This window comes from Pseudomonas lactucae, from assembly GCF_016937615.1.
Lineage (GTDB): Bacteria > Pseudomonadota > Gammaproteobacteria > Pseudomonadales > Pseudomonadaceae > Aquipseudomonas > Aquipseudomonas lactucae.
Genome location: NZ_JAFHKI010000124.1, coordinates 19,961 through 45,570 on the forward strand (window position 1 = coordinate 19,961; position 25,610 = coordinate 45,570).

Below are 25,610 nucleotides of genomic sequence, written 5' to 3' on the forward strand. Positions count from 1 at the left end.
TGACATGAAGAAGGCAAAGCTAAGCCTCGCCTGGCAGATCCTCATCGGTTTGGTGCTGGGGATTGCAATTGGTGCAGTGCTTAACCATTTCAGTGCTGAAAAAGCCTGGTGGATCAGCAATGTGCTGCAGCCGGCGGGCGATATCTTTATCCGCCTGATCAAGATGATCGTGATCCCGATTGTGATTTCCTCGCTGATCGTCGGTATTGCCGGTGTGGGTGACGCGAAAAAACTCGGCCGCATCGGTGTCAAAACCATCCTTTACTTCGAAATCGTCACAACCATCGCCATTGTGGTCGGCCTGGTGTTGGCCAACGTCTTTCACCCGGGCGCGGGTATCGACATGAGTACCCTGGGCACTGTGGACATTTCCAAGTACCAGGCGACCGCTGCCGAGGTTCAGCATGAACACGCGTTCATCCAGACCATCCTCAACCTGATTCCGTCGAATATCTTCGCCGCCGTGGCCCGTGGCGAAATGCTGCCGATCATTTTCTTCTCCGTGCTGTTCGGCCTGGGATTGTCGAGCCTCAAGCCTGATCTGCGCGAGCCGCTGGTAACTATGTTCCAGGGCGTGTCCGAGAGCATGTTCAAAGTCACCCACATGATCATGAAGTACGCGCCGATCGGCGTATTCGCGCTGATCGCGGTGACAGTGGCCAACTTCGGCTTTGCCTCGCTGTTGCCGCTGGCCAAGCTGGTGATCCTGGTTTACGTCGCCATCCTGTTCTTCGCTTTTGCCGTACTGGGCCTGATCGCCCGCTTGTTCGGGTTCTCGATCCTCAAGTTGATCCGCATCTTCAAGGACGAGTTGGTCCTGGCCTACTCCACCGCCAGCTCCGAAACCGTGCTGCCGCGCGTGATCGAGAAGATGGAAAGCTACGGTGCGCCCAAGGCCATCTGCAGCTTCGTGGTACCGACCGGTTACTCGTTCAACCTCGACGGTTCGACCCTGTACCAGAGCATTGCGGCGATCTTTATCGCCCAGCTTTACGGCATCGATCTGTCGATCGGCCAGCAACTGATGCTGGTGCTGACCCTGATGGTCACCTCCAAGGGTATTGCCGGTGTGCCGGGGGTTTCCTTCGTGGTGCTGTTGGCTACCCTGGGCAGCGTGGGCATCCCGTTGGAAGGCCTGGCATTCATCGCCGGTGTCGACCGCATCATGGACATGGCGCGTACCGCCCTCAACGTGATCGGCAACGCGTTGGCCGTGCTGGTGATCTCCCGTTGGGAAGGCATGTATGACGATGCCAAGGGCGAGCGCTACTGGAACTCGCTGCCGCACTGGCGCAGCAAGGAAGCCTTGCCGACGGCCCAAGCCACTCGCAGCTGATAGCACACTTGCACTGAAACAAACCCCGGAAAATTCCGGGGTTTGTCGTTTCTGCCAGCCCCGCTATCATTCGCCCCATCTTTCGGGGGATTTAACTGATGCTCAATGGCCTATGGCTTGGCTTCTTCGTCGTGGCAATGGTGTCGGCACTGGCGCAATGGCTGGTGGGCGGTAACGCCGGGATTTTTGCGGCCATGGTGGAAAGCATTTTTGCCATGGCCAAGTTGTCGGTGGAAGTGATGGTGCTGCTGTTCGGCACGCTTACGTTGTGGCTGGGCTTTTTGCGCATCGCCGAAAAAGCCGGAATTGTCGATTGGCTGGCCAAGGCTCTCGGTCCGCTGTTCCGCCGGTTAATGCCGGAAGTGCCCGCCGGCCACCCCGCCATCGGCTTGATCACCCTTAACTTCGCCGCCAACGGCCTGGGCCTGGACAATGCGGCTACGCCCATCGGCCTGAAGGCGATGAAGGCGTTGCAGGAACTCAACCCCATCCCCAACACGGCCAGTAACGCGCAGATCCTGTTCCTGGTGCTCAACGCATCTTCATTGACGCTGTTGCCGGTGACCATCTTCATGTACCGCGCCCAGCAAGGGGCCGCCGACCCGACGCTGGTGTTCCTGCCGATCCTGCTGGCCACCAGCGCCTCGACCCTGGTTGGCCTGCTTTCTGTGGCGGTGATGCAGCGCCTGCGCCTGTGGGACCCGGTCGTGCTGGCCTACCTGATTCCCGGCGCGTTGATATTGGGTGGCTTCATGGCGTTGCTGGCGACCTTGTCCGCCACGGCGTTGGCCGGCTTGTCGTCGATCCTCGGTAACCTCACGCTGTTTGGCTTGATCATGCTGTTCCTGGTGATCGGCGCGCTGCGCAAGGTGAAGGTGTACGAGGCGTTTGTCGAAGGTGCCAAAGAAGGTTTCGACGTTGCCAAGAACCTGTTGCCGTACCTGGTGGCGATGCTCTGTGCGGTGGGCGTGTTGCGTGCGTCCGGCGCGTTGGACTTCGGTCTGGAAGGCATTCGCCATGTGGTGGCCTGGACGGGGATGGACACGCGCTTTGTCGATGCGTTGCCGACCGCGATGGTCAAGCCGTTCTCCGGCAGTGCCGCTCGGGCGATGTTGATCGAGACCATGCAGACCCAAGGCGTGGACAGCTTCCCGGCGCTGGTGGCGGCGACGATCCAGGGCAGTACCGAAACCACCTTTTATGTGTTGGCCGTGTACTTCGGTTCGGTGGGCATCCAGCGGGCGCGGCATGCGGTGGGCTGTGCGTTGCTGGCGGAGTTTGCTGGCGTCGTGGCGGCGATTGCGGTGTGCTACTGGTTTTTTGCCTAAGGCTTGGATTGCTATCGGGGGCTTGCCCCCGATGAGGCCCTCAGCGTTTTACCGCACCGTTGCCTTGCGCCACGACCCAATCCACTACCTGCTTGTTCAATTGATCCCCGGCCTGCCCAAAAGCAGCCACCACCGCTGGCACCTTGGTATCTGCCACCGGCTGGCGCACTTCAAACCGCCGGCTGGCCATAATCCGTTGATCGCTCCCTCGCACCAGGCGTGCGTCGAGGCGAATCACCACCTCCACCGCGCTCCCTCGATACTCAGTCTGAAACGCCTGCAACTGCCCGCCCAATTCATAGTCGGCCTGCAGGTTAGTCTCGTCGGTACTGAGCAACGTCACCCGGCCATCCCGCTGGAAACCATCGAGCAGGCGGTTACGCAACAACACCGGTGCCGGATCGCTCCAGCGCGAGTTGGCATAACTGCTGATCAAATCGCCATTGGGCACCACGGCGATGCGTGGGCTATCGAGAAACTCGCTGGTCTGCGGCTTGGTCACGCGCAGCGACCAACTGACCGGCGCACCTTGTGTGGCGGTCTGGGTGGCAGCCAGGCGATACACGTCCGAAGGGTCGGCTTTGGGCAGAATCGAACACGCGCTGATCAGCGCCAGTGCCACGGGGGCGATCAGCTGATACGCACGCTTCATGGCGTGAACTCCTTGTTCTTGTCGCTGCCCAGCAGGTAACCGCTGGGGTTGGCTTCCAGGCGGCGGGAGATAGCGCGCAGCGAACCGAGGGTTTCACGCAGTTCACGCACCGCCGGCGCCAGTTCATTGAGACCTTGCAGGCCGCTGTTCACCGAGTCCTTGTTATCGGTCAACAAGGTGTTGAGGGTCGCGGTGCTGTGTTCCAGGGATTTCATGGCCTGCTCGGCACTGCCGAAAGCCTGTTTGCCTTGATCGTTGAGCAAGCCATTGGCATTACGCATCAGCAGCGTGGTCTGCTCCAGCGCGGCGCTGGCCTGTTTGCTCACTTGCATCAGTTGCTGCATCACCACCTTGATATCACCGCGTTGGTCGGCGATGGCGCCGGTGGTTTGTTGCAGGTTATCCAAGGTTTTACTGATGCGGTCGACGTTCTCCGAGGAGAACATCGCGTTGGCGTTGTGCAGCAGCAGGTTGATGCCGGTCATCAAGTCGCTGCTGTCGTTGAGCAGCCGCGCGATAGGTGACGGTGAGGCAATGATCTGCGGCAGGTTGCCGCCCTTGCCCTTGAGTGCCGGGCTTTGCGGGGTGCCGCCGCTGAGCTGGATGATCGAAGTGCCGGTGATGCCGGTCAGCGCCAGCTTGGCCTGGGTATCTTCCTTGACCGGCGTTTGCCCGGCCAGGCGGATGCGTGCGAGGACGCGGCGCGGGTCCTTGGGGTCCAGGCTCAGGCTGATCACGTCGCCCACCTTGATCCCGCTGTATTGCACCGAACTGCCCTGGGACAGGCCGCTGACCGTTTCGTTGAAGATCACTTCGTAATCCTGGAAGGCGCTGTCGACGCTGGATTTGGCCAGCCACAGGCCAAACAGCATCGCGCCGACTACCACAATCACGCTGAACAGACCGATCATCACATGATGGGCTCGGGTTTCCATGTCATACCTCGTTGAGCGATTGAGCGGCATCCAATGCCGCGCGGCCACGGGGGCCGTGGAAATATTCGTGAATCCACGCGTCGTCGGTTTCCGAGACGACATCGATGGCACCGGCCACCAACACTTTTTTCTGCGCCAGTACCGCCACGCGATCGGTGATGGTGTACAGCGTATCGAGGTCATGGGTGACCAGGAACACGCTCAGGCCCAATGCGTCGCGCAGGGTCAGGATCAGTTGGTCGAATTGCGCCGCGCCAATCGGGTCGAGGCCGGCGGTGGGCTCATCGAGGAACAGGATGTCCGGGTCCAGCGCCAATGCCCGGGCCAGGGCCGCGCGCTTGATCATGCCGCCGGACAGCGACGCCGGGTACTTGTCGGCGGCCGACAGTGGCAACCCGGCCAGGGCCAGTTTGACCGCGGCCAGGTGCTCGGCGTCGCGGCGGCTGAGGCCGGCATGTTCGATCAATGGCAGCGCGACGTTCTCGGTCACGGTCAGCGAGGAAAACAGTGCGCCCTTCTGGAACAACACGCCAAAGCGCCGCTCCACCAGGGAACGTTCATGTTCCGGCAGGCTTGGCAGGTTCTTGCCGAACACCCGTACTTCGCCTTCGCTGGGCCGACGCAGGCCGACGATGCTGCGCAGCAACACCGATTTGCCGCTGCCGGAGCCGCCGACCACCGCAAGGATCTCGCCCTTGTACAGCGACAGGTCGAGATTTTCGTGCACGCTCTGGCTGCCGAAGCGGTTGCACAGACCGCGTACTTCGATCACCGCCTCGGTGGGCGCACGGTGTAAGCGACTCACCAGCTCATCTCCATGAAGAACAGCGCTGCGACCGCGTCCAGCACAATCACCACGAAGATCGACTGCACCACGCTGGAGGTGGTATGCGCACCGACTGATTCAGCGCTGCCGCTGACCTTGAAGCCTTCCAGGCAGCCGATGGCCGCGATCAGGAAGGCAAAGATCGGCGCTTTCACCATGCCCACCAGGAAGTGCTGCACGCCAATGTCCGATTGCAGCAGCGACAGGAACATCGCCGGCGAAATATCCAAGGCCACCGCGCACACCACGCCGCCGCCGACAATCCCCGAGAGCATCGCCAGGAACGTCAGCATCGGCAGCGCCACCAGCAATGCAAGCACGCGGGGCAGCACCAGCAGTTCCATTGGGTCCAGGCCCAGGGTACGGATGGCGTCGATTTCCTCGTTGGCCTTCATTGAGCCGATTTGCGCGGTGAAGGCACTGGCGGTGCGGCCGGCGATGAGGATTGCGGTGAGCAACACGCCGAATTCGCGCAGGAACGAGAATGCCACCAGGTCTACGGTAAAAATCGTTGCGCCGAAGCTCTTGAGTACCGTCGCGCCGAGGAAGGCCACCACGGCGCCCACCAGAAAGGTCAACAAGGCCACGATAGGCGCGGCGTCGAGGCCGACTTGTTCCAGGTGCGCGACCATCGGTGTGATGCGCCAGCGCTTGGGCCGGAAAATGCCACGGGCGAATGTTTCGAGGATCAGACCGATAAAGCCGAGCAGTTGTTTGCTGTCCTGCCAGACGGTGTCCACCGCTCGGCCGATGCGCGCCAGCAGTTGCATGCCGGCGGTTTCTTCCGGAGACTTTTCCGGTACGCAGAAATCATTCAGGGAGCGGTAGACCGTCTTGAGCAGTGCACGATCGGCGGCGGACAGCGTGCAGTCGGTCTGCTCGGCAGACTGTTCGATACGGGTCGGCCCCAGCAGCTCCACCAGCAATGAAGCGCCGGCGGTATCCAAGGCGCCGAGGCCATTGAGGTCAATGCGTGCGCCGGCATCGTATTGGCCGTCGAGCTTGTCCGCCAGCTTCTTCAGGTTTGCGTAGTGGGCAAGCGTCCAGTCCCCGGTAATCCGCAACAGCGCAGGGACGGAGGACGTATCGAGTTGGGCTGCGCCGGCGGTGGTCCTACTGGTCATAAGCTCCGAGCTTGTATTGGCTATCCGCAATTGCTACGTAATAGCACGATCCCGCCTACTGTGGGTTGTCCGTTTGTGCTGTGTCCGAGACTTTAAAACGCAGTACGCCGATCACTTGCCCATCTTCGGTCAGCACCTGAACCTGCCAGCGGCCTACTGCGTCGTTCGGGAAGTTCTGTTTGTGGGTCCAGGCGCGGTAGCCCTCCTTGCGCCCGCCGTGGATATCCAGAGCGATGCGGTCCACCTCTTTGCCGTTGAATTTCCACACGTGGTAGATCCGCTCGTCCAGCCCGCGCGGTGCGTTGATCGCGGTGTAGGCGTACAGCCCGCCGCTGCGCAGTTGCGCGGCGCTGACGTCCTTGAGGTCATCGCCTGGCGTGCGGTCCTGCAACTGGGTGCTGATGGCCACTTCGGTCATCCACAGGGTGGCCGGCGGTACCCAGCTGCGCAGGAACCAGCCCGCGCAACCTATGGCGGCCGTCACCCCCAGCAGCATCCCCCAGCCCTTGAGGCTGCGCAGCGGCAGGCTCACCGCCAGGCTCGGGATCGACAGGGCCATGGCGACGCCAAGCGCCAGCTTGTAACTCTCAGCGGTGGTCAGGTGCAGGATGATCGGCAGCGCGGTGAGCAATGCGGCGAACAGGGTCAGGGTGTGCAGCGCCAGGAACAGCGAGCGCTTGGGGGCCAGCCACTTGTAGTACAGCGGGTCGATAATCGAGACCAGCGCCGCCGCGCCGAGCAGGCCGGTAAAAATCGACTGGCCGCTGTTCCAGGCGGTGGTGACGAAGAAGAACGGCAGTACAAAGAACAGACTTTCCTGGTGGATCATCTGGGTGGCGTAGCGCAGCAGGGGCTCGGGAATTTCGCGCTTGAACAGCTTGGTAAACAGCTGGGTGAAGCTGTTTTCCAGCATCAGCCACAACCAACTGACCAGCATGATCACCGCGATCCAACTGGCCATGCCCTGCTGGCGATCCACCAGGATGAAGCTGCTCACACCCGAAATGAAACCGCCGAGTGCAATCACCCCTGGGTAGCGCTTCATTAGTTCGAGGATGCGCTGGATTAAGTGGGTCAGGTTGGGCATTCGGCGGTTCGCAGTTTTGTAGGAAAAAATCCAAGACAGAATAACGCCTTAGCCGGCCGTTCGGTGCCTCATTACGTGATCCGTTTGCGATAAACCCGCACGCCGATCAGCACAAGGACGGCCAGCCCGAGCAGGCCGGCGCCGATCCAGCTCAGGGCATCGTAGCTCAGCAGCGGTTTCTCGATGCGCCAGTAGCCTGGTTGCTTGAGAACTTGACGCATCGCCTCATTGGCTTGTTCCAGTTTGACCGCTTTGATGCGTTTGACCGGATCGCTGAAATGGCCGTTGTCGTAGTCGCCCATGGCGCTCCAGTAATAGTCGGCCAGGGCGCTGTTGCCCTGCACGGCCCAGGCCTGGCGCGCAATGGCGGCTTGCTGCAGCCGGGCAAACACCTGCGGGTTGAGGCCGTCCTTGAGCAATTGGGCCTTGAGGTCTTGCAGTACCTGTTCGGCATTGTCGAGATTTTCCCGTTCAACGTCGGCGTTCAGGCTGAGAAAACCCACACCGCCGAATACTTCGCGCTCGCTCCAGGGGCCGTAGGACAAACCGTGCTTGAGGCGCAGTTGACGGTACAGCGCCCAGTCGAAATAGTCCTTGAGCAGGTCGTAGGTTTCGTCATGTTGGTCGTCCAGCACCGGTTCGGGCAGCAACCAGTGCAGTTTGGCGCTGTTGCCCACCCAGCCGTGGATCAATTCGCGATGACCGGCGGCGGCCTGCTGGATCTGCGGCAGCGGTGCATGCTCGCTGGGCTCGACCGGGTCGAGCTGGCCGTAGGTACGTTCCAGGTAGGCCGGCAGCAGCTTGTCGAGTTCGCCGACGATGATCAGGGTCATGTTGTTGGGGGCGTACCAATCTTTGCGCAGCTTTTGCAGTTGGTCGCGGGTCAGGTGATGGACCTCGGCGCGTTCGGCGCACTTGAGGCCCAGCTCGACGGCCAATTGATTGCTGGCGGTGTGCCCCAGGTCCTGGCGGTCGAGCAGGCGTTGCAAATGTGAGTAATGGCCGCCGTCTTCGCGCTCGACCACTTTTTTGGCAGCGTCGATATTTGCATCGGTCAATTCGGTGCGCGTGAGAATCGCCAGCAGCAGGTCGAGCACCTTGCGCTGGTTTTGCGCTGGCGCTTCGATCACGAAGGTGGTGTCGGCGTTGCTGGTGTAGGCGTTCCACTCGCCGCCCAGGGCTTGCATGCGGTCTTCCAGGTCACCTTCGCCGCCGCCATCGATGCCGCTGAACAGCAAGTGTTCGAACAGGTGCGGCAGTTCCTTGTCTGCGCACCTGAAGTCATCCAGGCCCACACCGACCACCAGACGGATCGCCACATGCCCGCGCTCATTGCCCGGTTTGAGCAGCACTTGCAGGCCATTGGGCAGTGTGTAGCCCTCGACCTGCAGGCGATCAAAGGCAAAGGCGTGGGTAGCGCCCATGAGCAGGCAGGCGAATAACAGGCGACGCATAACTGGCTTCCTGGCGAGTGAGGTCAGCCTTAACTGACTTCACGGGCCATCGTACGTTCAGGGCGAATGCGTGATGTCGGCAATATCTTCAGCCGAGAGCGCGCCGGTGTCGGAGGTTTCCAACACTACATACGCACTGCTGCAAAACAACGAGTTGAGGCGTTTCATGTCGGCAATCAGCTCCAGATGCAGGGAACTGGTCTCCAGGCTCTGTACGATCTTGCGCTGCAGGCGGCTGACATGGGCGTGGGCCAGGCGCCGTTCCTGGGCGCGGAAGCGGCGCTTCTCACGCAGCAACTGGCGGGCACTTTCCCGGTCGGCGCTGAGAAACACCGACAGGCCCAGGCGCAGATTGGCGATCAGTTGGCCGTGCAGCCCGGTAAGTTCTTCCAGGCCGACTTCAGAGAACTGGCGACGCTGGGACGTCTTTTGCTGCTGGACTTTGCGCAGCATGCGTTCGATCAGGTCGCCGGCGAGCTTGAGGTTGATCGACAGTTCGATGATTTCGGCCCAGCGTCGGCTGTCATGTTCGCTGAGATCTTCCCGGGGCATCTGCGCCAGGTAGAGCTTGATCGCACTGTAGAGCGCTTCGACGTCGTCGCTGAGGCTGCGAATTTCCTGGGTGATGGCGGTTTGCTTACCACGCAGCACTTCCTGCATGGCGGTGAGCATATTGTCGATGAGGTCGCCCAGGCGTAGGGTTTCGCGGGCCGCGTTGGCCAGCGCCAGGCTTGGTGTGGCGAGGGCGTGGGGTCCAGGTGGCGTGGCTTGGCCTTGCCGTTGGCCTCTTCGCGCTCGGGCAGCAACCACGCACACAGGCGTGCCATAGGGCCGATAGTCGGCAGCAGGATCAGGCAGCGGCTGACGTTGTAGAGCAAATGGAAAGTGATGACCATGCCTTGGGCGCTGTAATCCAGGTCGTCCATCCAGCGCACGAGAGGGTCGAGCACCGGAATGATCAACAGCAGCCCGATCAGTTTGTATAACAGGCTGCCCAAGGCCACCTGACGCCCGGCTGAGTTCTGCATGCTGGTGCTGAGAAAGGCCAGCACGCCACTGCCGATGTTGGCACCGATCACCAGGCCGATGGCTACGTGCAAACCGATCACGCCGGCACCGGCCAGGGTGGCGGTGAGCAGCACGGCAGCCAGGCTCGAGTAGGAAATCATCGCGAACAAGGCGCCGACCAGGGCGTCGAGCAGAATGTCGCCGGTCAGCGAAGCGAAGATCACCTTGACGCCCTGGGCATGGGTAATCGGCCCGGCGGCTTCGACGATCAATTGCAGCGCAAGGATGATCAGTCCGAGGCCGATCCCCACGCGTCCCAACTGCCCCGCCCGCGTCTGTTTACGCGACAGGAAGAAGATCACACCGAGAAAAATCAGCAGTGGCGACAGCCAGGACAAGTCAAAGGTGAGTACCCGTGCCATCAGCGCGGTACCGACATCTGCGCCGAGCATGGTCGCCAGGGCGGGCATCAGGCCCATCAGGCCCTGGCCGACAAACGACGTCACCAGCATCGCCGTAGCGTTGCTGCTCTGCACCATGGCCGTCACCAGGATGCCGGCGAGAAATGCCAGCCAGCGCTTGGACATGTTCTGCCCGATGACTTGGCGCAAGTTGGAGCCGTAGACCCGCAGGATGCCGGTACGGACGATATGCGTGCCCCAGATAAGCAGGGTCACGGCGGAAAGCAGATTGAGCAAGGTCAGCATGCTCGGCCCCCCGTGTGGGTGTGCTCCAGCAGGAGCAAATGAAAATTGCCGCGTGCCGCTCTACGTCTTGTACTTAAGCTGTAGTTGGCGAATGGGCTCTGCGCCAGCATCGCATAGCTAAAGTGGGGATTGAAACAAAACTGTCATGAAGTCAGCTTTTTGCAGGCGAAAAAAAGGGGCGTATGAAAGCCCCTTTTCAACAGCGGGTCACCATTATTGACCCGGAATGTCCTTGCGCAGTTTCACTGGGTCCTGCTGCTTTTTCTTTTTCGCGATGGCGGTACGCATCTTGATGTTCACCGCTTCCACCGCCAGCGAGAACGCCATGGCGAAGTAGACGTAGCCTTTTGGCACGTGCACATCGAAGGATTCAGCGATCAGCACGGTACCCACTACCAGCAGGAACGACAGCGCCAGCATCTTCAACGACGGGTGCTTGTCGATGAATTCGCTGATGGTGCCGGCCGCCAGCATCATCACCAGTACGGCCACGACGATCGCGGCAACCATGACCGGAACGTGTGACACCATGCCCACCGCAGTAATGACCGAGTCCAGCGAAAACACGATGTCGATGATCGCGATCTGGATGATGGTGTAGATGAACTTGCCGCCGGCGCCTTTAGGCTCGTCGTGGGTTTCGTCTTCACCTTCCAGGGCGTGGTACATCTCTTGAGAGCTTTTCCACAGCAGGAACAGGCCACCGAAGAACAGGATCAGGTCGCGCCCGGAAATGCCCTGGCCAAACACCACGAACAGATCGGCGGTCAGTTGCATGACCCAGGTGATCGACAGCAGCAGCATGATGCGCGTGACCATGGCCAGTGCCAGGCCGAAGATCCGGGTGCGCGCCTGCATAGGCTTGGGCATGCGGCTGACCAGGATCGAGATCATGATGATGTTATCGATGCCCAGGACGATCTCGAGGGCCGTCAGGGTGAAGAAGGCAATCCAGATTTCCGGATTGGTCAGCCATTCCATGTGTATTCCTTTGAGCAAGTGTTAAACCGCACCGGCGGATAGGCCGGTGCGGTTGGGTTGTACGATTATAGAGTGCTGAACAGCGGAAAAATCCCCATCAGCAATGCGGCAAACATTATGCACAGGCACACGAGCACTGCCCACTTCAGGGTGAAGCGCTGGTGATCGCCAAATTCGATACCGGCCAGGGCCACCAGCAGGTAGGTCGACGGTACCAGCGGGCTGAGCAAGTGCACAGGCTGGCCAACGATCGAGGCGCGAGCCATTTCCACCGCGGTGATGCCGTAGTGGCTGGCGGCTTCGGCCAGTACTGGCAGCACGCCGTAGTAGAACGCATCGTTAGACATGAAGAAGGTGAACGGCATGCTCACCAGCGCCGTAATGACCGCCAGGTACGGGCCCATGGCTTCCGGGATCACCGCCAGCAGGCTCTTGGACATGGCATCGACCATGCCGGTGCCCGACAGGATACCGGTGAAGATGCCCGCGGCGAAGATCAGCCCCACCACCGCCAGCACGCTGCCGGCGTGGGCGGCGACACGGTCTTTTTGCTGCTGCAGGCACGGGTAGTTGACGATCATCGCGATACTGAACGCCACCATGAACAACACCGGCAGCGGCAACAGGCCGGCGATCAGGGTGCACATCAGGGCCAAGGTCAGCGCGCCGTTGAACCAGATCAGCTTCGGACGGCGGGCGTCCGGGTATTGCGACACGCTGATTTCGCTGTGGTCGATCTCATCACCCTGCAGGTGCAACTCACCCAGACGTGCACGTTCGCGCTTGCCGTACATATAGGCGATCACCAGGATTGCCACGACACCTGCGGCCATGGCGGGATCATCGGCACGAAAATATCCGAAGGGTCCACATGCAGTGCACTGGCGGCGCGGGCGGTCGGGCCGCCCCAGGGGGTCATGTTCATCACGCCACCGGCGAGGATGATCAGGCCGGCCATGATCCGCGGGCTCATGCCGATGCGCTGGTAGAGCGGCAGCATGGCGGCCACGCAGATCATGTAGGTGGTAGCGCCGTCACCGTCGAGGGACACCACCAGGGCCAGCACTGCGGTGCCAACCGAGACCTTCAGCGGATCGCCCTTGACCATCTTGAGGATCTTGCGCACGGCCGGGTCGAACAGGCCGGAGTCGATCATCAAGGCAAAGTAAAGGATGGCGAACATCAGCATCACGCCGGTCGGCGCGAGCTTGGTGATGCCTTCGAGCATCATCGGGCCGATCTTCGGCGCGAAACCGCCGAACAGCGCGAACAGGATCGGCACGATGATCAGGGCGATCAGCGCAGACAGGCGCTTGGTCATGATCAGGAACATGAACGTGATGACCATGGCAAAGCCAAGGAAAGTCAGCATAGGAATACTCCAGGCGTAGCGCGGCTAGGGAATGGCGAACCGGGTGGGCTCAGCGCAGAACGAAAGGCACGAGGCGTACGGGTGGAGTTGGGGCGAACAGGCGGGTACGGACGGACATCGGGAATCACCATTGTTGTTGTTAACAGCCGGTCTGTTGCCGGCAGTGGGGGCGATCCTAGACGGGTTAGCTTTCAGCCAGCTTTCGCTGGCAAAACAGGTGATATGGAATAGACACACGGTCTTCAAGCTTGCACAGGTCAAAATGTGGGAGAGGGCTTGCCCCCACACACATTGGAGTGTGTTTATCTCGGGTAATTCAGGGTAGTTCGAGACCGCCGGCTGCCTTGTGCAGTGACCGCAGGTGTTCGCCCAACTGCTTGAGGTTGGCCTCGCACGCGGCAATCTCGGCCGCGCGCGCAGGTTCCAGCAGCGCCCTCACCTCTTTATCCAACTCCCCTGTCAGCGATTGCAATTGCTTCTGGCGCTCGGCACTTTCCGACTCCAGGCGCTTGGCTTCCGACGGTTGCGGCAGGCCGTAGCCGCCGCTGTCCAGCAGCTCCGCCGGACGGCTGAGGAAGCCGCTGTTGGCGAGGATTTGCTGCAGGGTGGCGTTGGCCTTCTCCATACCGCCGTTTTTCAGCTCGCGGGCGCCGAGGTAGCGTTGCTTGACTTCGTCCTGAGCGATCATCAACTGTTTGCGAAAGCTGGCTTGCTCCAGCAGCAGCAACGCGGCGCTGGTACGCAGGTCGGCCTGGTCGAACCATTGGCGACGCTGCGCTGCGCTCAGCGCTAACCAATCTTCCACCTGGGTCTGCTTGATCGGCAGATGCTTGCGCAGTACGTCGAACATCGCCTGATAGCGCTCGCGGAACGAGTCAAAGTGATAGCCCAGGCGCAGCGCTTCGCGTTTGTCATTCAGTACGCTGGTATCGGCCAAGCCGCGGGCTTGCAGCACCTCGAGCAGGCCGTTGGGGGTGATGTTGTCCAGACCGGTGAGTTGCGGGTTGGCGCTGCCGCTGCGCAACAGTTTCAAGCTTTCGACCGCGCAATTATTGGACAGGAAATAGTAGTTGCCGTCGTAGCTCCAGTGCATTTCTGCAGCGTGTTCGACGGTGTCGTTGATTTCCTGTCGCGACAGTTTCAGCGGCACAGAGGCCAGGCCGCGCAGCTCGGTCTTGGTGTATTCGTCGATGACCTGGGCCAGCGGCAACACAAACAGGCGTGACGGGTACTTGCCCACCAAGCCGTCCCAGCTCGACAGCTGAACGTCGCCGACAAACGCGCGATAGGACAGCACCAAGTGCTGGTCCAGATCCAGCCGACAATCCGGCCCACGAGGGCGGCCCGGCGCGCAGATTACCAGGCGCAACATGCTGTGGCCCCAGCGGCTCACCAGGTTCTGGTTGGCTTCGGCCAGCAGGTAGTCGATCTCGTAGACCCGCTCCGGGTCCACCTGGCCCAGCGGCGTCTTGGCGAAATCATTGCCGGCATTGAGGAATGGGTAGGTCTTGGCGCAGGCGTCCTGCTCAGGCGGAGCCCAGCCGAAGTGCTCCTTGTAATAGCGGAACAGCGCGGGGCGTCGGCAGGCGTAGCTCGGATCGAGGAGGAAGTACTCCATGTTGACCGCGACGAACTCCAGTGGGCTGGTGGTTTCGTAAATATCCGGGCTGCGCGCGACTTGGCGATTGTGCTGCTCGCGTTCGCCGCGCCGACCGACATATTGCGGCCAGCCGGCAAGGTCCAGCAGGCGCGGGTCATCGCTGAGGGAGAAACGCCGGTCGTTCTGGCCGCGGCACTGATCGGGCAGGCCAATCAGGCCGGTGATGCTGTTCTGGCGGCTGCAACGCTGGATCAGGGTGCGCTCGTCTGGAGACCATAGGCGCGCACGGTCATAGATATGGGTCAGTTCATGCAGGACCGTGGCGAGCATTTCCCGGCGCACGGTGCCGTGGGGACGATGGGTTTTCTGGGTGGCGGCGCTGCCGTCGGTCAGGCTGTCGAGCAGGTTGCGGTTGAGGTCCAGTTCCGACACCAGCGAAGCCTGGCCATAGGCGTTCTCGGGCATCTTGTCGGTCCAGCCTACGTCGATGCGCCGGTCCAACTGCTCGACGAAGCGCGGTGGCAACGAACGCAGCGCTTCATCGAGCAATGCCTGGCTGGCCTGCTGTTGGGCCGGCTCAAGCCATCTGTCTTGAGCCGCAGTTGCAGGCTGGCCTGGGCTGCGCCGGCACAGAGCAGCACCATCCCGGCCAGGAGCCAGGCGACAAGGCGCCTCACAGAGCGAGAATAGCTTCGGCGAGGGTCTGGTCACTGGCGTCGCGAGCTTCCGGCAGGCGGGTGCGCAAGGTGTCGAAGGCGGCTTCCAACTGTGCACCGCGGATTTCGCCGTTGCTGGCGACGAAGCTCGCCGCATCATCGTGGGCTTCACGCACGACTTTGGAATCGCGGATGGAGGTGGTGGTGTCCGAGGTGAAATCAATAGTGCGGCCAGAGGCACGAACGATGATGTTACTGGTGGCCACCAGGGTATGCGCCTGGGCAACGTCGGCCAACAACAGCAGGCCAAGGGTGGCGGCGATCAGCGGGCTACGCATGGAATTACTCCAGTTACAAAGATATAAATACGAGGATGATTATTGGACGAGAATTGCCTGCGCCAGTTCAAGGTCGCCGGCATGAAGTTTTGGTTGGGTGCGACGCAGGTAATCAAGCGCTGATTCCAGTCGTGCGCTCCTCCATTGGCCATCAGTGGCGATAAACGCGGCAGCGTCATCGTGAGCGGCCATGATCACTTTGCGATCGAAGGGCGCCGAGGTCACCTTGCTGGTGGCGTATGCGCTCGCGACGGTGCCCTGGGTGATCAAGTCAAAGGCTGAAACCAAAGGCGACCAGCAGGCAAAAAACAATACGGGGACCAGGAACAGACGGAATGAAAAAGCCATGGGACTCGACTACTGAAAACGAGCGCCAAGGCTAGCGCAATGCTTGGGCGAGAGCCAGTGAAGGTGTCAGGGAGCGGGCGCTCCCCTTGTGTGGCCGTTTCAAATGGCCAGGATGGCCTGGGCCAGTTGTGCATCCGTTGCGGTGTTCAATTGCGGTGCTTGCTGGCGGATCTGTGCCAGCGCACTTTCCAGTTTCACGCCACGAATGGCGCCTTCGCTGGCGACAAAGCTGGCGGCGTCGTCACGTGCGGCGCGCACGATCTTGTTGTCACGCAGGGATGAAGTCGCATCGGAGGTAGCGTCGGAAGTAGCCTTCAGCGCGCCGACGATGGAGTCGGTGGTCACGATGAAGCTGCTTGCATTGGCGTTGGCAGCCAGGGCCAACAAGGCAGCAGCGCTGAGCAGACGAAGGCGGGACATGGGGTGACTCCTGTAAGTGAACAATGAATGTGGTGCAGGGCGGTATCCAGATGCTGACTGGATATTAGGCTGCGGCTTATCAATTCGGGTAGATTTTATGCAGCGCGCATAACTGTACCTATTATATTGTAAATTTTCTAAACTGTACCTGTGTCGATAAATTCGCTGTTCATAGTGCAAGACCCGAGAACAACAAAGCCCGCCTCCGGTCTCCCGGGGCGGGCTTTGTTTTGAATAATCAGTGCTGGCAGTGGACCCGTTGGGTCAGGGCCAGCGGGCGCCCATTAGCGCCAGAACGGCTTGCTCAGCTCTTCGTAGCGTTGAGCTTCGCTGATGCCGGCGTCAGCCAGCAGACGCGAATCCAGACGAGCCAGTTGATGGCGGCTGGAGATGCGGCGCTGCCACAACATCAGGTTGGCGAGAACGCGCAAAGGCAGGGAAGCCTGGGAGTTTACAGCTTTTTCTTCGAAGAACAGTTCGGAACTGAGTGTACGTTCCATGATGACATCCTTCCGCTTGTGGCGGGATTAGGTAGTGGTTTAACTGATGCCAATGATCCTCCTCCGGCGCAAGACTCTCTAGATACAGTTCACTTGTATTGTGAGGGGCCAGTTAACTGTTTATAGGTGCTGTACTGTACGGAAATGGGGCAACTGTACCTGTCTGCACTGAAATAGTGCGAAATGGGCAATTTCGCATGAGTTAGTAGGAGTTTTCGGTAGGAAAACACCAGTACAGCAGTACAGTTTTTTCAAGAAGTGAGGCCGAGCGCGCCAAGCTGATGAAACTGTGTTTGCATCAGCCCGGATCGGTATCAATCAAGCCTTGAGCATATGCCCGGTTTCTTCCAGGTTAATGTGCCAGCTCAGTGCTTCACGCAGGATATGCGGGGTATGCCCGCCGAGAGCGCAGGCGGTATTGAAGTAATTGTTCAGCGCGTCGCGGTAGGCTGGGTGCACGCAGTTGTCGATGATCACTCGAGCGCGCTCGCGCGGTGCCAGGCCGCGCAGGTCCGCCAGGCCGACTTCGGTGACGAGGATGTCGACGTCGTGCTCGGTATGGTCCACATGGCTGACCATCGGGACCACACTGGAAATCGCGCCGCCCTTGGCGATCGATTTAGTCACGAAGATCGCCAGGTGCGCATTACGTGCGAAGTCGCCGGAGCCGCCAATCCCGTTCATCATCCGCGTACCGCAGACATGGGTGGAATTGACGTTGCCGTAGATGTCGAACTCCAGCGCGGTATTGATACCGATAATGCCCAGGCGTCGCACCACTTCAGGGTGGTTGGAGATCTCCTGCGGACGCAGCACCAGTTTGTCCTTGTAGTGTTCCAGATTGCCGAACACATCAGCGTTGCGCCGCTCCGACAAGGTGATCGAACTGCCCGAGGCGAAACTCAGTTTGCCGGCGTCGATCAGGTCGAAGGTCGAGTCCTGCAAGACTTCCGAGTACATGGTCAGGTCTTCGAACGGCGAGTCGATCAAACCGCACATCACCGCGTTGGCAATGTTGCCGATACCCGCCTGCAGCGGGCCGAGTTTGTTGGTCATGCGCCCGGCGTCCACTTCCTGCTTGAGAAAGTTGATCAGGTGATTGGCGATGCCTTGGGTGTCACTGTCGGGCGGCGTCACGGTGGACGCGGAGTCCGCCTGGTTGGTGATGACGATGGCGACGATCTTTTCCGGCGGGATCGGGATCGCGGTGCTGCCGATGCGATCGTCAACTTTCACCAGCGGGATCGGCGTGCGGGTCGGCCGGTAGGTCGGGATATAGATGTCGTGCAGCCCTTCCAGGTTCGGGTTGTGCGCCAGGTTGATCTCAACGATCACTTGCTTGGCGAAAATCGCAAAGCTGGCCGAGTTACCGACGGAGGTGGTGGGCACGATATGCCCTTGCTCAGTGATGGCAACTGCCTCGATCACCGCAATGTCCGGTAACTTGAGCTGGTTGTTGCGCAGTTGCTCGACGGTTTCCGACAGGTGCTGGTCGATAAACATTACTTCGCCGGCGTTGATCGCCTTGCGCAGGGTACTGTCGACCTGGAACGGCATGCGTCGGGACAGTACGCCGGCTTCTGTCAGTTGCTTGTCCAGGTCATTGCCCAGGCTGGCGCCGGTCATCAAGGTGATTTTGAGCGGCGAGGTCTTGGCGCGTTCGGCGAGGGCGTGGGGGACGGCCTTGGCTTCACCGGCACGGGTGAAGCCGCTCATGCCGACGGTCATGCCGTCCTCGATCAGTGCGGCGGCGTCTGCCGCGCTCATGACCTTGTTCAACAGCGAAGGCAAGCGGATACGATCACGGTACATGAATGGTTATCTCAGGCTACGGAAGCAAGGTGGGCAGTGTAGTGATTTCAAAAGATTTCGGCCCGCTACCATGGTCGAATGTGAGGCCGCGATTTAGAGCCTTTGGTCGGGTTTCACGCAGTAATAAAAAACCCCAGCCTACGTGAGGCCGGGGTTTGGAGTATTGCGCTGAAGCAGTGTTAGTCGACGGCTTTGACCATGTCTTCAATGACCTTCTTGGCGTCACCGAAAACCATCATGGTCTTGTCCAGGTAAAACAGTTCGTTATCCAGCCCGGCATAACCGCTGGCCATCGAGCGCTTGTTGACGATGATGGTCTTGGCTTTGAACGCTTCCAGGATCGGCATGCCGGCGATCGGTGAGTTCGGATCGTTCTTCGCGGCCGGGTTGACCACGTCATTCGCGCCCAGCACCAGCACCACGTCGGCCTGGCCGAACTCGGAGTTGATGTCTTCCATTTCGAACACTTGGTCGTAAGGGACTTCGGCCTCGGCCAGCAGCACGTTCATGTGCCCGGGCATACGGCCTGCCACCGGGTGGATCGCGTACTTCACGGTGACGCCGTGGTGGGTCAGTTTCTCGGTCAGTTCCTTCAGCGCGTGTTGCGCCCGCGCTACCGCCAAGCCGTAGCCCGGGACGATGATCACGGTGTCGGCGTTGGTCAGCAGGAAGGTTGCGTCGTCGGCCGAGCCGGACTTGACCGGGCGCGCCTCTTTGGCGCCTGCGGCGGCTCCGGCATCCGGCGCATTGCCGAAACCGCCGAGCAGCACATTAAAGAAGGAACGGTTCATCGCCTTGCACATGATGTACGACAGGATCGCGCCGCTGGAGCCCACCAGGGAGCCGGCGATGATCAGCATCGAGTTGTTCAGCGAGAAACCGATGCCTGCCGCTGCCCAGCCGGAGTAGCTGTTAAGCATCGACACCACCACCGGCATGTCGGCGCCGCCGATCGGGATGATGATCAGCACACCGAGCACGAACGCCAGGGCCAGCATCAGCGCGAACGCGGTGAGGTTGCCGGTGAGCATGAATGCCAGGCCCAGGCCCAGCGTAGCGAGACCCAACACCAGGTTCAGCTTGTGCTGGCCGCCGAACTGTACCGGTGCGCCCTGAAACAGACGGAACTTGTACTTGCCCGACAGCTTGCCGAAGGCGATCACCGAGCCGGAGAAGGTGATTGCACCGATGGCGGCACCGAGGAACAACTCCAGGCGGTTGCCCGCAGGAATCGCATCGCCCAAGTGTTTGACGATACCCAGGGATTGCGGCTCAACCACGGCGGCAATCGCGATAAACACCGCAGCCAGACCAATCATGCTGTGCATGAATGCCACGAGTTCCGGCATTTTGGTCATTTCGACGCGCTTGGCCATGATCGAACCGGCGGTGCCGCCGACCAGCAGGCCGACAATCACGTAGCCAATGCCGGCAGTCGCAAGCTCGGCACCGAGCTTATAGATGAGGCCCACGGTAGTGAGTACCGCCAGCGCCATGCCGAGCATGCCGAACAAGTTGCCGCGTCGCGACGTGGTTGGGTGCGACAGGCCTTTGAGGGCCTGGATAAAGCAGATCGACGCGATCAGGTAGAGCGTCGTTACGAGATTCATGCTCATGACGATGGCGCCTCTTCTTTTACTTTCGGGGCTTTCTTCTTGAACATCTCAAGCATGCGGCGGGTGACCAGGAAGCCACCGAAGACGTTGACCGCTGCGAGCGCTACGGCCAGCGTGCCCATGGTTTTGCCCAGCGGCGTGACGGTCAGTGCGGCGGCGAGCATCGCGCCGACGATGACGATCGCCGAGATCGCGTTGGTGACTGCCATCAACGGCGTGTGCAACGCAGGCGTAACGTTCCAGACCACGTGGTAACCGACATAAATCGCCAGCACGAAGATGATCAGGTTGTAGATACCGGGGGAGATAAGCTCTTCCATCGTCTGAATCCCTGCTTAGGCGTTTTTGCGGATGACTTGGCCGTCGCGGCACATCAGGCACGCGGCGACGATGTCGTCTTCGAGGTTGATTTCAAACTGCCCTTCCTTGGTGAAGACCAGCTTCAGGAAGTCCAGCAGGTTGCGCGCGTACAAGGCCGACGCGTCGGCGGCGACAGCGCCGGCGAGGTTGGTCGGGCCGCAGATGATCACGCCGTTTTCCACAACCACCTGGTCGGCAACGGTCAGCGGGCAGTTGCCACCCTGTGCTGCCGCGAGGTCGATGACCACCGAGCCGGGTTTCATCTGGGCGACGGTTTTGGCGCTGAGCAGGGTCGGCGCCTTGCGACCTGGAATCAGGGCGGTAGTGATGACGATGTCGGCTTGCTTGGCGCGTTCGTGGACGGCCAGGGCCTGGCGCTGCATCCAGCTGGTCGGCATCGGTCGTGCGTAACCGCCGACGCCGACGGCGCATTCGCGCTCTTCATCGGTTTCGTAAGGTACGTCGACGAACTTGGCGCCGAGGGATTCGATTTGCTCTTTTACTGCCGGACGTACGTCAGACGCTTCGATCACCGCACCCAGGCGTTTCGCCGTGGCGATGGCCTGCAAGCCTGCGACTCCTGCACCGAGGATCAACACGCGGGCGGCTTTGACCGTACCGGCGGCAGTCATCAGCATCGGCATGAAACGCGGGTAGTGATGTGCCGCCAACAACACCGCTTTATAGCCGGCAATATTGGCTTGCGAGGACAGCACGTCGAGGCTCTGGGCCCGAGAGGTGCGTGGTGCGGCTTCGAGAGCGAAGGCAGTGATACCGCGCTCGGCCAGCTTGGCGATGGTTTCGTTGCTGAACGGATTGAGCATGCCCACCAACACGGTGCCGCTTTTGATCAGCGCCAATTCGCTGTCGCTGGGAGCAACCACCTTGAGAATCAGCTCGGCGCCAAATGCATCGTCGGCACTGCCAATCGTTGCGCCTGCCGTTTCATAGGCACTGTCGACAACGCTGGCCTTGATGCCTGCGCCGCTTTGTACAGTGACCTTATGGCCCTGGCCGATCAGCTTCTTGATGGTTTCCGGGGTGGCAGCCACCCGCGTTTCACCGGTCTGGGTTTCGAGAGGAACACCAATGTGCACGTCAAATCTCCTGCATGATCTTTTTGCTTTTGATCTTTTTGTAAAAAGGCCAGTGCACCGCGAGTGGCACAACTGGGGCGGCCGATCAGCACGATCCCGCTGAAATGACAGCGGGGCGCGGCATTTTGCAGGCGAACTTTACGGCCTTCAAGGGATTATGACGGGTGACGAAAAATTAACTACAAGTCACCCTGTGACTGATTGTCGCAATGCCCTGGAATAATCTCTTTAAATACAGGTAATTAAAGAGGTCTATGGAATTCAAGGTGGTTTTTACATCGCCGCTGTGAATAGTCGTGCATTGGCCTGTGATAGTCGCTACAAGCCCTGAAAATCATAGCGTTGGGCCATATTTATCAACGACAAGTACAGTCTGTTTAAATGCGACATATATTTATATCTGTAGGGAATTTTATTTATTGACTACAAAGTCAGCAAATCACTATTGATCACTAAATGCTGGAGTTGAAGCGCTTCGATTGATCGACCAGCCAGTCCTTGAATGCGTGCAGCGAGGCTGATTCGACTTTTCGGTCAGGAATCATCAAGTAATAAGCCTTCAGGCTGGTCAGTGCCTTAGGGCTTGCAACCACCAGCTGTCGCTCTTCGAGCTCTCGCTGGATAAGGAACGGCGGAATCAGCGCAATGCCCATGTCATGCATGGCGGCTTGGGACAACATCGAGAATAGTTCGTAACGCGGGCCTGTCATGTCGCGTGGGATATTCAACTGTTGGGCGTTGAACCACTGTCGCCAGGCGTAAGGGCGGGTGGTTTGTTGCAGCAATGGAAGTTCGGCGATTTCGTGAGGGGTGAGGCGCGCGCGTTTGCCCAGGATTCGCGGGCTGCACACGGGGACAGGGTTTTCTCCCATCAATCGGTGCGATTCGGTGCCCGACCACTCGGCATCGCCAAAATAGATCGCTGCGTCAAACTCGGTATCGGCAAACAGAAAGGGCCGGGTACGGTTGGTGAGGTTGACCGTCACTTCCGGGTGCTGGCGTTGGAAGTCTTTAAGGCGGGGAATCAACCATTGCGTACCAAACGTGGGAACTACAGCCAGCTCAATGGTATTCGCGCCTTGCTGTCCCATCACTGACAGCGTATCGCGCTCCACGGCATCCAACTGTGCGGCGACTCTGCGGCTATAGGACAGCCCTGCTTCTGTCAGTTTTACTCCGCGACGTGAGCGCCGAAACAGCTCGACACTCAAAAACTCCTCAAGACTGGCGATCTGGCGGCAGATGGCGCCTTGGGTGATGGAAAGCTCCTGTGCCGCCTTGGTAAAGCTCTCGTGGCGGGCTGCTGCTTCAAAACTGACAAGGGCGGTGGTGCTGGGAATTTTTCTGCGCATGTACCTTGTCCTCACTTATGAATCGCATATGTGGCGCTTTATCGGGTTTCGAAGTGAGAAATTAGCACAACCTTATGCGCAATCCTCGTTTGCTCTAGTCGCTCCCTCGGCCTAGGCTCCTTCCACGACTTCTGATTTCTGTGCGAGGACTTATTCATGGCTGGCAAGGCAAGCTTCAACTGGATCGATCCGCTGCTGCTGGATCAACAGCTCACCGAAGAAGAGCGCATGGTGCGCGACAGCGCTGAGCAATTCGCTCAAGACAAGCTGGCGCCGCGTGTCCTCGAGGCCTTCCGTCATGAAAAGACCGACCCTGCGATCTTCCGCGAGATGGGAGAAACCGGTTTGCTGGGGGCGATGATCCCGGAGCAGTACGGTGGCAGTGGCTTGAACTACGTCAGCTATGGGTTGATTGCGCGGGAGGTCGAGCGCGTCGACTCCGGTTACCGTTCGATGATGAGTGTGCAGTCGTCATTGGTGATGGTGCCTATCAATGAGTTCGGTACCGAAGCGCAGAAACAGAAGTACCTGCCGAAATTGGCTTCTGGCGAATGGATCGGTTGTTTTGGTCTGACCGAGCCCAACCATGGCTCTGATCCGGGCGCAATGATCACGCGTGCGCGCAAAGTGGAGGGCGGTTACAGCCTGACCGGCGCGAAGATGTGGATAACCAACAGCCCGATTGCGGATGTGTTTGTAGTGTGGGGCAAGGATGACGCGGGTGATATCCGCGGCTTCGTCCTTGAGAAAGGTTGGAAAGGCCTGAGTGCGCCGGCGATTCATGGCAAGGTCGGTCTGCGCGCCTCCATCACCGGTGAGATCGTGATGGATAACGTGTTCGTACCCGAAGAGAACATTTTCCCGGATGTGCGGGGGTTAAAGGGGCCTTTCACCTGCCTGAACTCGGCGCGCTATGGCATCTCCTGGGGCGCGTTGGGCGCCGCTGAGTTCTGCTGGCATACCGCTCGCCAGTACACCTTGGACCGTCATCAGTTCGGCAGACCCTTGGCTGCGACTCAGTTGATCCAGAAGAAGCTGGCTGATATGCAGACTGAGATTTCCCTGGCCCTGCAAGGCTGCCTGCGGCTGGGCCGCATGAAGGATGAAGGTACGGCTGCGGTAGAGATTACTTCGATCATGAAGCGCAACTCGTGCGGCAAGTCCCTGGATATCGCGCGTATGGCGCGGGACATGTTGGGGGGCAACGGCATTTCCGACGAATTCGGAGTCGCGCGCCATCTGGTGAACCTGGAGGTGGTTAATACCTATGAAGGTACTCACGACGTACATGCCCTGATCCTGGGGCGTGCGCAAACCGGTCTTCAGGCGTTCTATTAATAGGAGCACGGTATGGGCGCGCTTTCGCATCTGCGGGTGCTGGATTTATCGCGAGTGTTGGCGGGCCCTTGGGCAGGGCAGATCCTTGCGGACCTTGGGGCTGAGGTCATTAAGGTCGAGCGGCCGGGTAATGGTGATGACACACGTGCCTGGGGGCCTCCCTTCCTTAAGGATGCCTATGGTGAAAACACCAGTGAGGCGGCGTATTACCTGTCTGCCAATCGTAATAAAGAGTCGGTGACTATCGACTTCACGCGACCTGAGGGCCAGAAGCTGGTGCGAGATCTGGCGGCCAAATCCGACATTCTGATCGAGAACTTCAAGGTCGGTGGCCTAGCGGCTTATGGGCTCGACTATGAGTCGCTAAAGGAGATCAATCCGGAGTTGATCTATTGCTCGATCACTGGCTTTGGTCAGACAGGACCTTATGCAGCGCGTGCGGGCTATGACTTCATGATCCAGGGCTTGGGCGGGCTGATGAGTCTGACCGGTCGGCCGGAAGGTGATGAGGGGGCCGGTCCGGTGAAGGTGGGGGTGGCGTTGACTGACATCCTCACCGGGCTCTACTCGACGGTTGCGATGCTTGCTGCGCTGGCGCATAGGGATCATGACGGCGGTGGGCAGCATATCGATATGGCGCTGCTGGATGTGCAGGTGGCGTGCCTGGCCAATCAGGCGATGAACTACCTGACGACGGGGGTGGCGCCGAAGCGGTTAGGCAATGCCCATCCAAACATTGTGCCTTACCAGGATTTCCCTACGGCTGATGGAGATTTCATCCTGACGGTGGGTAATGACGGGCAGTTTCGCAAGTTCGCTGAAGTGGCTGGGCAACCGCAATGGGCGGATGATCCGCAGTTCTCTACCAATAAGGCACGGGTGGCTAATCGGGCGCAGCTGATTCCGCTGATTCGCCAGGCGACTGTCTTCAAGACGACGGCTGAGTGGGTGTCGGCGCTGGAGCGGGTGGGAGTGCCTTGTGGGCCGATCAATGACCTGGCGCAGGTATTTGCCGATCCTCAGGTCAGGGCGCGTGGGCTAGCGATGCAGTTGCCTCATGCGCTGGCGGGGATGGTGCCGCAGGTCGCCAGTCCGATTCGGTTATCCAAGACGCCCGTGGAGTATCGGAGTGCGCCTCCTTTATTGGGAGAGCACACCGCGCAGGTGCTGCAGGGTGTGTTGGGTCTGGCGCCAGCAAATGTGGCCGTGCTGAGGGAGGCTGGAGTCATCTGAGGGCTTCTTCAATATATAGAAGTATGTTGGTGGTTTTTTAATCAAGTCCAGGTCTTTGATAGAAAATCAAAATTAATAGTTGACGGCAGATTCTGGAGGCCTATAATTCGCCCACTTCCGGCGCAGTCGA

General features: G+C 59.9%; 20 protein-coding genes and 3 pseudogenes. 4 read left to right on the top strand and 19 right to left on the bottom strand.

The genetic code is table 11. The features are described from left to right. The first annotated feature begins 4 nt into the window (after positions 1-4). Both gltP and JWR98_RS21585 read left to right on the top strand, forming a co-directional pair. Positions 5-1,336, top strand: coding sequence for a glutamate/aspartate:proton symporter GltP (gltP, locus tag JWR98_RS21580; protein ID WP_078735395.1), 1,332 nt, complete (start codon positions 5-7; stop codon positions 1,334-1,336). A 98-nt stretch (positions 1,337-1,434) separates the two neighbouring features. Then, complete coding sequence (locus tag JWR98_RS21585) at positions 1,435-2,664, top strand: nucleoside recognition domain-containing protein (protein ID WP_003170812.1); 1,230 nt, start codon at positions 1,435-1,437, stop codon at positions 2,662-2,664. A 40-nt stretch (positions 2,665-2,704) separates the two neighbouring features. On the opposite strand, the gene JWR98_RS21590 is transcribed toward JWR98_RS21585, so the two are convergent. The 19 genes and pseudogenes from JWR98_RS21590 to JWR98_RS21680 form a co-directional block, all read right to left on the bottom strand. After that, entirely contained in the window at positions 2,705-3,316 is a 612-nt protein-coding gene (locus tag JWR98_RS21590) for an ABC-type transport auxiliary lipoprotein family protein (protein WP_078735396.1), read from the bottom strand. Further along, positions 3,313-4,251, bottom strand: a complete 939-nt coding sequence (locus tag JWR98_RS21595; RefSeq protein WP_078735397.1) for an MlaD family protein — start codon at positions 4,249-4,251, stop codon at positions 3,313-3,315. The genes JWR98_RS21590 and JWR98_RS21595 overlap by 4 nt, the downstream gene beginning before the upstream one ends. A gap of 1 nt (position 4,252) precedes the next feature. Continuing rightward, the gene (locus JWR98_RS21600; protein WP_042943983.1) at positions 4,253-5,056 is read right to left on the bottom strand and encodes an ABC transporter ATP-binding protein; all 804 of its coding nucleotides are present in this window, start codon (positions 5,054-5,056) and stop codon (positions 4,253-4,255) included. Further along, complete coding sequence (locus JWR98_RS21605; protein ID WP_078735398.1) at positions 5,053-6,201, bottom strand: ABC transporter permease; 1,149 nt, start codon at positions 6,199-6,201, stop codon at positions 5,053-5,055. Before JWR98_RS21605 ends, JWR98_RS21600 begins: the two co-directional genes overlap by 4 nt. 55 nt (positions 6,202-6,256) lie before the next feature. Continuing rightward, entirely contained in the window at positions 6,257-7,288 is a 1,032-nt protein-coding gene (locus JWR98_RS21610; protein WP_078735399.1) for a DUF5924 family protein, read from the bottom strand. A 71-nt stretch (positions 7,289-7,359) separates the two neighbouring features. Beyond that, a complete protein-coding gene (locus JWR98_RS21615; RefSeq protein WP_205491154.1) occupies positions 7,360-8,742 on the bottom strand; it encodes a M16 family metallopeptidase in 1,383 nt (460 codons plus the stop codon). A 57-nt stretch (positions 8,743-8,799) separates the two neighbouring features. Continuing rightward, positions 8,800-10,457 (bottom strand): annotated as a pseudogene (locus tag JWR98_RS21620) (Na/Pi cotransporter family protein). 213 nt (positions 10,458-10,670) lie between these two features. Further along, positions 10,671-11,438, bottom strand: a complete 768-nt coding sequence (locus JWR98_RS21625) for a TerC family protein (RefSeq protein ID WP_078735402.1) — start codon at positions 11,436-11,438, stop codon at positions 10,671-10,673. Between the two features lie 65 nt (positions 11,439-11,503). Continuing rightward, positions 11,504-12,810, bottom strand: a pseudogene (locus JWR98_RS21630) (CitMHS family transporter). A gap of 316 nt (positions 12,811-13,126) precedes the next feature. After that, positions 13,127-15,087: pseudogene (locus JWR98_RS21635) on the bottom strand (DUF7844 domain-containing protein). Then, positions 15,084-15,404 (bottom strand): DUF2388 domain-containing protein, encoded by a 321-nt coding sequence (locus JWR98_RS21640; RefSeq protein ID WP_003170830.1) that lies wholly within the window; start codon positions 15,402-15,404, stop codon positions 15,084-15,086. The pseudogene JWR98_RS21635 and the gene JWR98_RS21640 overlap by 4 nt, the downstream one beginning before the upstream one ends. A gap of 39 nt (positions 15,405-15,443) precedes the next feature. After that, the gene (locus JWR98_RS21645; RefSeq protein ID WP_205491156.1) at positions 15,444-15,752 is read right to left on the bottom strand and encodes a DUF2388 domain-containing protein; all 309 of its coding nucleotides are present in this window, start codon (positions 15,750-15,752) and stop codon (positions 15,444-15,446) included. A 99-nt stretch (positions 15,753-15,851) separates the two neighbouring features. Beyond that, positions 15,852-16,172: a DUF2388 domain-containing protein gene (locus JWR98_RS21650; protein ID WP_078735406.1), complete on the bottom strand. Its 321-nt coding sequence runs from the start codon at positions 16,170-16,172 to the stop codon at positions 15,852-15,854. A 284-nt stretch (positions 16,173-16,456) separates the two neighbouring features. Next, the gene (locus JWR98_RS21655; RefSeq protein ID WP_003170833.1) at positions 16,457-16,672 is read right to left on the bottom strand and encodes a DUF1127 domain-containing protein; all 216 of its coding nucleotides are present in this window, start codon (positions 16,670-16,672) and stop codon (positions 16,457-16,459) included. A 318-nt stretch (positions 16,673-16,990) separates the two neighbouring features. Beyond that, on the bottom strand, positions 16,991-18,484 hold the full coding sequence (locus tag JWR98_RS21660; RefSeq protein ID WP_205491158.1) for an acetyl-CoA hydrolase/transferase family protein: 1,494 nt from the start codon (positions 18,482-18,484) through the stop codon (positions 16,991-16,993). A gap of 179 nt (positions 18,485-18,663) precedes the next feature. Continuing rightward, a complete protein-coding gene (locus JWR98_RS21665) occupies positions 18,664-20,100 on the bottom strand; it encodes an NAD(P)(+) transhydrogenase (Re/Si-specific) subunit beta (protein WP_078735408.1) in 1,437 nt (478 codons plus the stop codon). After that, entirely contained in the window at positions 20,097-20,420 is a 324-nt protein-coding gene (locus JWR98_RS21670; protein WP_003170836.1) for an NAD(P) transhydrogenase subunit alpha part 2, read from the bottom strand. The genes JWR98_RS21665 and JWR98_RS21670 overlap by 4 nt, the downstream gene beginning before the upstream one ends. Before the next feature lie 15 nt (positions 20,421-20,435). Further along, the gene (locus tag JWR98_RS21675; protein WP_078735409.1) at positions 20,436-21,557 is read right to left on the bottom strand and encodes a Re/Si-specific NAD(P)(+) transhydrogenase subunit alpha; all 1,122 of its coding nucleotides are present in this window, start codon (positions 21,555-21,557) and stop codon (positions 20,436-20,438) included. 452 nt (positions 21,558-22,009) lie between these two features. After that, a complete protein-coding gene (locus tag JWR98_RS21680; protein ID WP_205491160.1) occupies positions 22,010-22,909 on the bottom strand; it encodes a LysR family transcriptional regulator in 900 nt (299 codons plus the stop codon). Positions 22,910-23,065: 156 nt separating this feature from the next. Here JWR98_RS21680 and JWR98_RS21685 point away from each other — a divergent pair, with 156 nt between their 5' ends. Both JWR98_RS21685 and JWR98_RS21690 read left to right on the top strand, forming a co-directional pair. After that, on the top strand, positions 23,066-24,247 hold the full coding sequence (locus JWR98_RS21685; protein ID WP_078735411.1) for an acyl-CoA dehydrogenase: 1,182 nt from the start codon (positions 23,066-23,068) through the stop codon (positions 24,245-24,247). A 12-nt stretch (positions 24,248-24,259) separates the two neighbouring features. Beyond that, positions 24,260-25,480: a CaiB/BaiF CoA transferase family protein gene (locus JWR98_RS21690; protein WP_078735412.1), complete on the top strand. Its 1,221-nt coding sequence runs from the start codon at positions 24,260-24,262 to the stop codon at positions 25,478-25,480. The last annotated feature ends 130 nt before the right edge of the window (positions 25,481-25,610 follow it).